This window comes from Dysgonomonas sp. HGC4 (assembly GCF_001261715.1).
Taxonomy (GTDB): Bacteria; Bacteroidota; Bacteroidia; order Bacteroidales; family Dysgonomonadaceae; genus Dysgonomonas_A.
The window spans coordinates 1-8,625 of sequence record NZ_CVRU01000161.1; the positions used below are offsets into that span (position 1 = coordinate 1).

Genomic DNA, 8,625 nt, shown 5'->3' on the forward strand with positions numbered 1-8,625 from the left:
TTATAACCTTTCTTTTTTATATAATAATGGAGTAGGGGTTTAATCCTAATTAGTCTTTTATGGTATCTAATAAATTATTAGCTAATCGGCTGGCTCCAACTCTGAAATATTCGTTATTGCACCATTCGTCTCCTAATACCTCTTTTACTACTGTGTAGTACTTCACGGCATCTTCGGTGGTAACAATGCCTCCAGAAGCTTTAAAACCTACTTTACGGCCTGTTTTCTTTGCGTATTCTTTAATCGCAGTACACATTACATAAGTAGCCTCTAGGCTCGCACCTTCATATACTTTTCCGGTTGATGTTTTCAAGAAATCTGCGCCTGAGTATAGTGATAATACAGATGCTTTCATGATGTTTGAAGCTGTTTTCAAAGCTCCGCTTTCTAGTATAACTTTTAAATGTGCATCGCGACAAGAGTGTTTAATTTCGTCAATTTCTTCGCATAGCTCTTCATAGTTTTCATCTAAGAATAAGCCTAAGTTTAGAACGATATCTATCTCATCTGCACCATTAGCTACGGCTAGTGCTGTTTCTGCTATTTTTACTTCTGTGAATGTTTGTGATGATGGAAAGCCTCCTGATACACAGGCTATTTTTACTCCTTGAGCTGTTAGAGCCTCTTTTACGACTTCGGCAAAGTTTGGATATACGCATATAGCCGCAACATTATTTACGTCAGGATATGTTCCTTCAAAGTCATTTACTTTTTCAGTAAATTTCCAGACTTCTTCTTTGGTATCTGTGGTATTGAGTGTAGTTAAATCGATACAAGAATATAGCGTTTTATATACTTCAACGTTGTTATTTTCCGCAAATTTATCAGCTATTATTTCTTTTACTTTTTCTGCAATATCTTCATCTTTTAAAGCAGTTTTGTACTGTTTCAGGATGTCAATGTACTTGTTTGTACTAGTCATGATTGAGTCAATTTATCGTTATTTATATGTCGGTTTTTATCCCTGTTTGTTTTCTTCTCCATGTTCTTATTGAATGCCTTGGTAAGATCTACTCCTGTTTGATTTGCCAAACACATAAGCACCCACATAATATCTGCCATTTCATCTGCCAGATTTTTTTCTAAATCTGTTTTCTTAAATGATTGGTCTCCATAAGTTCTGGCCATTATTCTAGCTAATTCTCCTACCTCTTCTGTGAGGATGGTCATATTGGTCAGTTCGCTAAAATATCTGACACCATATGTTTTTATCCATTCATCAACTTTGTTCTGTGCTTCCTGTATAGTCATATTTCGTATTTTAAGCTATTCTTTTTCTTTCGAATCGATCCAGATGGTAACTGGCCCATCGTTGATTAGTTCGACGTTCATATGGGCTCCAAAAGAGCCTGTTTGAACTTCCTTCTTTATTAATGTTTCTAGTTCTTTGCAAAACTCTTCATACAGAGGTACTGCAATATCGGGTTTTGATGCTCTGATATAGGAGGGTCTATTTCCTTTCTTTGTAGATGCAAGAAGCGTGAATTGCGATACAACCAGTATCTCAGAATTTGTCTCTTTAAGAGAGAGATTCATTACACCATTTTCATCATCAAAAATACGAAGATTGACAACCTTATTACATAGCCATTGGATATCTTCTTTAGTGTCGGAATCTTCTATTCCTAAAAGAACAAGAAGCCCTTTACTTATTTCGGACTTTATCTTTCCTTCTATTGTTACGGATGCCCGTTTTACTCTCTGTATTAATACACGCATGGGTACTTTAGCTACTATATTATTATTTATGCAAATAGTGAATCGAAATAATTTTCCCGAAAAATATATTTTCAGGTTATAAGTAAATTTACTTTGCAGATTTTTGTTCCTTATTCAATATCTAGTAATTCAGTAAGTAATGAATATAAAGGTAAAAAGTAATATTTTACAAGATGTCTTTTTTCTCTTTTTTTCAGTTACTTCATCTCTAACTAATTAATATTCTTATAGATAAAGGAGTGACAAATTATTGAAAGTATCTCTGGTTTTAATTCAATAAAATTGCTTTTCTAAGACATTATTTTGAATACAAAAGTAGCAATAAATTTGTGTAAGTGGGCAATAAAAAACTGCACATTGGTCAATGTGCAGTTAGTTGATTTCTTTAATTTAAGATACCTCAAATCAGTTAATGTTCGTGCTTGTCTTCGGGTAAATATTTTACTAGTGTTTTAAGTTTAAATGCTAGGAATATTCTCAGAACCCCATAAAATATGAATCCAAAGGATATGATGTATGCTGCAAATAATCCTGCAATTGCGGGTTGAAATAATAGGATGATAGATGCAAATACACTAAGTATAGATAGTGCTAGTACCCATCCCCAACCGCTGTTTCTTACGGATTGAAGGTCTAATGCCATACCAATTCCCCAAATAGATTGGATAAGTATCCAGAAGGCGATAAAGTAACATAACATTAGAGGTGCAATATCTAGATTAGCTAGTAAGAATATTGCAAACAATAAATCGATAATCCCCATTGCTAAAGTCCATCCCCAATTGTTTATTATATTCTTGTTGGAGATTGCGAATATGATTTCTGAAATTCCTCCAACGAAAAATGAAAAAACAAATAGTAGAGTGATAGCCGCAAATGTAGCAAAGGGTGTAAACATACAGATGAAGCCAACTACAACTGCTATGATACCTACTAATAGAGATATCCACCAGTTTTTAACTGCTCTTTTGAATGTTGAAAGTAAATGATTTTCCATAATGATATAATTTTATGTTTTCTTCTAATTATAACAAATGAATAGTTAATTATGTTCTAATAACTTCTATTTGTTTTTAGATTTCCTATTTAATGGTTTTTTCACTCCTTTTTGTGTCAATTTGATACTTTAAAGTGCTGCTCTGATGGACTGAAATAATTATTTTAGCTAAACTGATTGATACTGTGTTGTTTAAGAGGGGATGTTTATATTCTGTATGTTTTATCTTAGAGAATATAGTTTTATTTAGGCATCTGTATCCTTTTTCTCTGTATTGAAATGTTCTGTAATAAGTTTCGCTTTATGTTTACCTACTACTTCTTCTATTTCTTGGTTAGTGGCTGATTTTATACGCTTTATACTCTTGAAGTGCTTCAATAGCATCTTTTTTGTCTCTTCGCCAATGCCTTTAATACTATCAAGCTCCGATACTATTTGACCTTTACTTCTCCTGTTTCTGTGAAAAGTAATTCCAAAGCGGTGAGCTTCGTCGCGTAAGTGTTGAATTACCTTTAATGTTTCCGAGTTTTTGTCAAGATACAGAGGGATAGAGTCCTCCGGATAATAGATTTCCTCTAATCTTTTGGCGATACCTACGATAGCTATTTTTCCGTATAAGTCAAGTTCCTTTAGCGATTCGCAAGCTGCACTCAATTGTCCTTTACCTCCATCAATAATAATAAGTTGGGGTAGGGGAGCCTTTTCTTCCTTTAGCCTGCTATAACGTCTATATACCACTTCTGTCATGGTCGAAAAGTCATCAGGGCCTTCTACTGTTTTAACTATAAAGTGACGGTAATCTTTTTTAGATGGTTTGGCCATCTTAAATACTACGCATGCCGAAACAGGGTTTGTTCCTTGGATGTTCGAGTTATCAAAACATTCGATATGTATAGGTAATTCTTTTAGATGAAGATCGTTTTGAATTCCTTTCACAATTCTGATCGATCGTTGCTCTGGATTTAGGCTTTCTGCCTTTTTTAGTTTGTCTACTTTATACTGTTTTACGTTCTGAATAGAAAGTTTCAGAAGTTTCAATTTATCGCCTCGTTGTGGTATCGTGAATTCTGTATCTTGAAGAATCAGATCGGGATAAAAAGGCACTACTATTTCTCTTGCCAATTTTTGAAAACGATTTTTCATTTCAAGAATAGCAAGCCCTAATAGCTCTTCTTTTTGCTCATCTAATTTCTTCTTGTATTCGAAAGTATATGCTCTAATTACTGATCCGTTATGTACACTAAGGAAGTTTATATATGCTGCGGAGCTATCTTCGTCGTAGCCGAAAATATCAATATTATACATAATGCTCGATACAACAGTTGATCTTTGTTTGAAGTTCTCAATCAAAATATATTTCTCTTTTAATTTCTGAGCTTCTTCAAATTTAAAATCTTCAGCCAGTTTTTGCATCTCTTCATATATAGCTTTGCTGGCAATATTTATATTTCCTTTTAATATTTCGCGTACACTTTCTACGTTATTGTTATAATCTTCCAGAGATTGCAACCCTTCGCATGGACCTAGACATCGTTTGATATGATACTCTAGACAAACCTTAAATTTGCCACTTCGGATATTTTCTGGTGTAAGAGCTAAGCTGCATGTACGGATAGGGTAGAGTTTATGTATTGTTTCCAGTAATGCTTTTATACTGCCACCGCTTGCATATGGACCAAAATATTGCGATCCGTCTTTTACAATATTACGGGTTTGTAATATTCGAGGAAAGAATTCATTTCTTATGACGATTGATGCATAAGTTTTATCGTCCTTAAGCATCACATTGTAGCGAGGTTGATATTCTTTTATAAGATTGTTCTCTAATAAAAAAGTATCCTCCTCTGTGTCTACAACAATGTATTTAATATCCTTTATTTTACTGACCAATATTCGTGTCTTTGGGCTGTCGTGATGAGTCTTGGTAAAATAGGAGGATACTCTCTTTTTTAAATTTTTGGCTTTTCCTACATATATAATACTTCCCTTATCATCAAAATATTGATAACATCCCGGTTTGTCGGGTATATTCTGTATTATGTTTCTTAAGCTCTCGTTCATTATATATGTAGGTTTTAGTTTCTGTTAGTTTTCTTCTGTTTTAAATATCATATTTAATGATAGCCTCTACTTCTACGTCTTTAGGAAATAGTTTCCTTCCTTCAAGTTGCTCTAGTTCGATAATAAAGTTTACATATATCTTTTTCACTCCCATTCTTTTGATTAATTTATAAGCAGCAAGCATTGTTCCTCCCGTTGCAAGTAAATCGTCGTGTATAAGAACTACATCATCTGGTTCTAGCGAATCTTTATGAATTTGAATAGTATCTATACCGTATTCCTTTTCGTAACTTTCTTCGATAGTATCTGCAGGAAGTTTACCGGGTTTTCTAATTGGTATAAATCCGGCATCCAAATTTAAGGCTAGGATAGGACCCATTATAAAACCTCTGGATTCTATTCCTACAACTTTGGTTATTCCTTTTTCTTTGTATAAGTCCGTTAGAACTTCCGTTAAGTCTTTTAAATTTTGAGGAGATTGAAATAATGTTGTAACATCTTTAAATTGGATTCCCGGTATCGGAAAATCAGGAATGTTTCTTACAGATGCTTTTAAATTTTCAATTTTTTTGTGTGGCATGATTTTATAAATAACTGTTTTAAAGAGTTCTGATGCGTATTTTTGAAATTGTTCCACGTGAAACCGATTTTTGTTTCACGTGGAACTTCATTTTTTTTATCGTCCTAAAAGTACAAGGAGAATCGAAATGTCGTTAGGTGAAACTCCAGGAATTCGACTTGCTTGTCCGATTGTCTCCGGATTTATCTTGGCGAGCTTTTGGCGAGCCTCTGTCGATAATGAAAGAATACTCTCATAATCTATTTTGTCTTTAATGAGAATGTTTTCAAGTCTCGTTATTTTTTCAGCGATTAGCTGTTCACGTTTAATGTAACCATCGTATTTGATTATTATTTCTGTTGCTTCTAGAATTTCATCTTTTCTGTTGGCTAGTTTATCTATTTCAGATTTAAACGCAGGAATAGCTTCTTTGATGTTCTCTATATTTATTTGCGGACGCATCAAAAGGTCTTTTAATTTGGTTCCTTGTTTAAGAGGGCTTGTGCCTAACTTCTCCAAAGCAGGGTTTATATAATCTGGTTTTAGAGAGTAATTCGAGGTGAATTCGATCAATCTATTTATTTCTGATTGTTTCTGATTTAATAAGTCTACACGTTCTTGTTTGGCTAGTCCTAGTTCATATCCTATTTTAGTTAGGCGTGCATCTGCATCATCTTGTCTTAGGAGAATACGATATTCTGCGCGAGATGTAAACATTCTATATGGTTCATCAACACCTTTTGTTACCAAGTCGTCGATTAAAACACCAATGTATGCTTGGTCACGTCTTAATATAAATTCTTTATCACTGTGGCATTTTAGGTGAGCGTTTATACCTGCAATCAATCCTTGTCCACCAGCTTCTTCGTATCCCGTAGTTCCATTTATTTGACCTGCGAAGAATAAGTTTTTAAGCAGTTTCGTTTCCAACGTATGTTTCAATTGAGTAGGATCGAAGAAATCGTACTCAATAGCATATCCTGGTCTGAATATATGTATGTTTCTAAAAGCAGGAATTTTTTGAAGTGCTTCTATTTGATTGTGGAGTGGGAGAGACGAAGAAAATCCATTCAAATAATATTCTTGAGTGTTTTCTCCTTCGGGCTCCAAGAACAATTGATGAGATGTTTTCTCTGCAAATGTTACTATTTTAGTTTCGATACTGGGGCAATATCTAGGTCCTATACTCTTGATTTGTCCGTTGTAAAGGGGTGAGAATTCGAGACCTTCTCTTAGTTTATCGTGCACCTCCATGTTGGTGTTTGATATCCAACAACTAAGTTGTTTTAGAGGTCTTGGTTCAAAATCAAGGTAAGAAAACTTATGAAAATCGTTTTCTCCTTCTTGTTCTTCCATCAGTGAAAAGTCTACGCTTCTACCGTCTATTCTGGCAGGAGTTCCCGTTTTCATCCTGTCGGTAGTGAAACCTGCTTCTCTCAATTGTTCGGTGATTCCGTATGATGCAGGTTCAGAAGTTCTACCTCCTGTGAGTTGAGTTGCTCCAATGTGCATTAATCCGTTCAAAAAAGTACCGTTTGTCAGGATTACTGCTTCAGCAGAAAAGGAGACACCAAGAGCAGTTTTTACTCCTTTTACTTCTTTATTCTCGATAATAAGGGATGTTACTGCATCTTGCCACATGAAAAGATTATCGGTATTCTCGATGATTTCTCTCCATTTTATGATGAACTGAGTGCGGTCGCTTTGTGCACGTGGACTCCACATTGCAGGACCTTTTGATTTATTCAGCATTCTAAATTGGATAGCTGTCATGTCTGTAACTATCCCCATTTGTCCGCCAAGAGCATCGATCTCTCTTACAATTTGCCCTTTTGCTATACCACCCACTGCCGGATTACAGCTCATTTGAGCAATTTTATTCATATCCATCGTGATCAACAGTGTCTTTGAGCCCATATTGGCTGCTGCTGTTGCGGCTTCACAGCCGGCATGTCCTGCACCTACGACTATAACGTCATATTTGAAATTCATTGTTATTTATTTAAAAGTCTCAGATCTATTTATTGTTTTGATAAGTACAACTGCCTGTTTTAATTGGGTATGTTGTATTAATTACTTACTGTTACTTAATTACAGCGCAAAGTTACTATTTTTATATCAGTTCATAACTTGTTTCTTTCGGTGTAAGCTTTCTGATTTCTTCTTTTTTGTCTTATTTTTACTTAAAATATAAATGTAACTCTAATTGTTTTTGAAATATGGTAACTGTTGAAGTGTGTGCTAACTCTGTTCAGTCAGCAATTGAAGCTCAAAAGGGTGGGGCGGTAAGAGTAGAACTTTGCGGAAATCTTTGTGATGGAGGAACGACTCCTGCGCAATCGCAAATTGAACTTACGCGTAATCATATTGAGATTGATTTGAATGTGATTATTCGTCCTCGTGGTGGTGATTTTTTATATGATGATCTCGATTTTGAGTCGATGAAAAGTGATATTATAACCTGTGGAGAGCTTCATTGTAATGGTGTTGTTATCGGTATCCTTGATGAAAATGGAAATGTCGATATAAATAGGAATGGTATTTTAGTAGAACTGGCTAAGAAATACGGAATGTCTACAACTTTCCACCGAGCTTTTGATCGAGTTTGTAATATTCAATCAGCTTTAGAGGATGTTATTGGTCTTGGATGCGATAGAATTCTTACTTCAGGAGGTAAACAAACTGCTTTTGACGGGCGAAATGTCTTGAAAGAGCTCGTTGATTTAGCCGGAGATAGGATTGCTATAATGGCTGGTGCTGGTGTAAAAGAATCGAATGTTAGAGAATTAGTTCATACTACGGGTGTAAAAGAAGTGCATGGTACATTCCAAACATTGAGAAAAGGGGGGATGAAATATAGCAATCCTAATTTCCCCGATAATTATAATAATTCAGGTTATTCAGAATATTCTTTTCTTGTTTCGGATTCAGACAGAATAAAAGAAATTGTAAAGTCTGCTAATTTGTAATTATTTTTTCTCTTTCGATCTAACTTTTTTCTGTACTAAAAGTAAATTCGAAAAATGAATATATTGTAGGAGTAAGTGAGGGGATTTCTTTCCTTTTCTTGCTCCTTTTTTTGTTTCTATATTTTCAATTTTCATTCTATATTTTCGAATTAACTATTTTCTATTTATTTCTTTTTTTGTAAAACTATAAATTTATATTTTCTATATAGTTTATCGTTTTAGTCAATAATATTTCAATTTTCAATTTTATTATTTCCAATTTTTAGATTTATTGGATTCTAATTATTTATTTAAAATTATTTAATTATTCATTATTATAA

At 34.1% G+C, this 8,625-nt stretch carries 8 protein-coding genes; 1 reads left to right on the plus strand and 7 read right to left on the minus strand.

Features of this window, described 5'->3' with window-relative positions; all coding sequences use genetic code 11:
- Positions 1-49 precede the first annotated feature (49 nt).
- The 7 genes from deoC to mnmG all read right to left on the minus strand — a co-directional run bounded on the left by deoC (position 50) and on the right by mnmG (position 7,328).
- Positions 50-934: a deoxyribose-phosphate aldolase gene (deoC, locus tag HGC4_RS15755; RefSeq protein ID WP_373419316.1), complete on the minus strand. Its 885-nt coding sequence runs from the start codon at positions 932-934 to the stop codon at positions 50-52.
- Positions 919-1,251: a nucleotide pyrophosphohydrolase gene (locus HGC4_RS15760; RefSeq protein WP_050711102.1), complete on the minus strand. Its 333-nt coding sequence runs from the start codon at positions 1,249-1,251 to the stop codon at positions 919-921. The genes deoC and HGC4_RS15760 overlap by 16 nt, the downstream gene beginning before the upstream one ends.
- A 15-nt stretch (positions 1,252-1,266) precedes the next feature.
- Entirely contained in the window at positions 1,267-1,719 is a 453-nt protein-coding gene (gene dtd, locus HGC4_RS15765; protein WP_050711103.1) for a D-aminoacyl-tRNA deacylase, read from the minus strand.
- 409 nt (positions 1,720-2,128) lie between these two features.
- Positions 2,129-2,716: an HdeD family acid-resistance protein gene (locus HGC4_RS15770; protein WP_050711104.1), complete on the minus strand. Its 588-nt coding sequence runs from the start codon at positions 2,714-2,716 to the stop codon at positions 2,129-2,131.
- Between the two features lie 246 nt (positions 2,717-2,962).
- The gene (gene uvrC, locus HGC4_RS15775; RefSeq protein WP_185099982.1) at positions 2,963-4,777 is read right to left on the minus strand and encodes an excinuclease ABC subunit UvrC; all 1,815 of its coding nucleotides are present in this window, start codon (positions 4,775-4,777) and stop codon (positions 2,963-2,965) included.
- Between the two features lie 40 nt (positions 4,778-4,817).
- A complete protein-coding gene (locus HGC4_RS15780) occupies positions 4,818-5,357 on the minus strand; it encodes an adenine phosphoribosyltransferase (protein ID WP_050711106.1) in 540 nt (179 codons plus the stop codon).
- Between the two features lie 96 nt (positions 5,358-5,453).
- Positions 5,454-7,328 carry a tRNA uridine-5-carboxymethylaminomethyl(34) synthesis enzyme MnmG gene (mnmG, locus tag HGC4_RS15785; RefSeq protein ID WP_050711107.1) on the minus strand — a complete coding sequence of 625 codons (1,875 nt, stop codon included), beginning with the start codon at positions 7,326-7,328 and terminating at the stop codon, positions 5,454-5,456.
- Between the two features lie 227 nt (positions 7,329-7,555).
- Between mnmG and HGC4_RS15790 the strand changes: the two genes are divergently transcribed.
- Complete coding sequence (locus HGC4_RS15790) at positions 7,556-8,305, plus strand: copper homeostasis protein CutC (protein ID WP_050711108.1); 750 nt, start codon at positions 7,556-7,558, stop codon at positions 8,303-8,305.
- Positions 8,306-8,625: the final 320 nt, after the last annotated feature.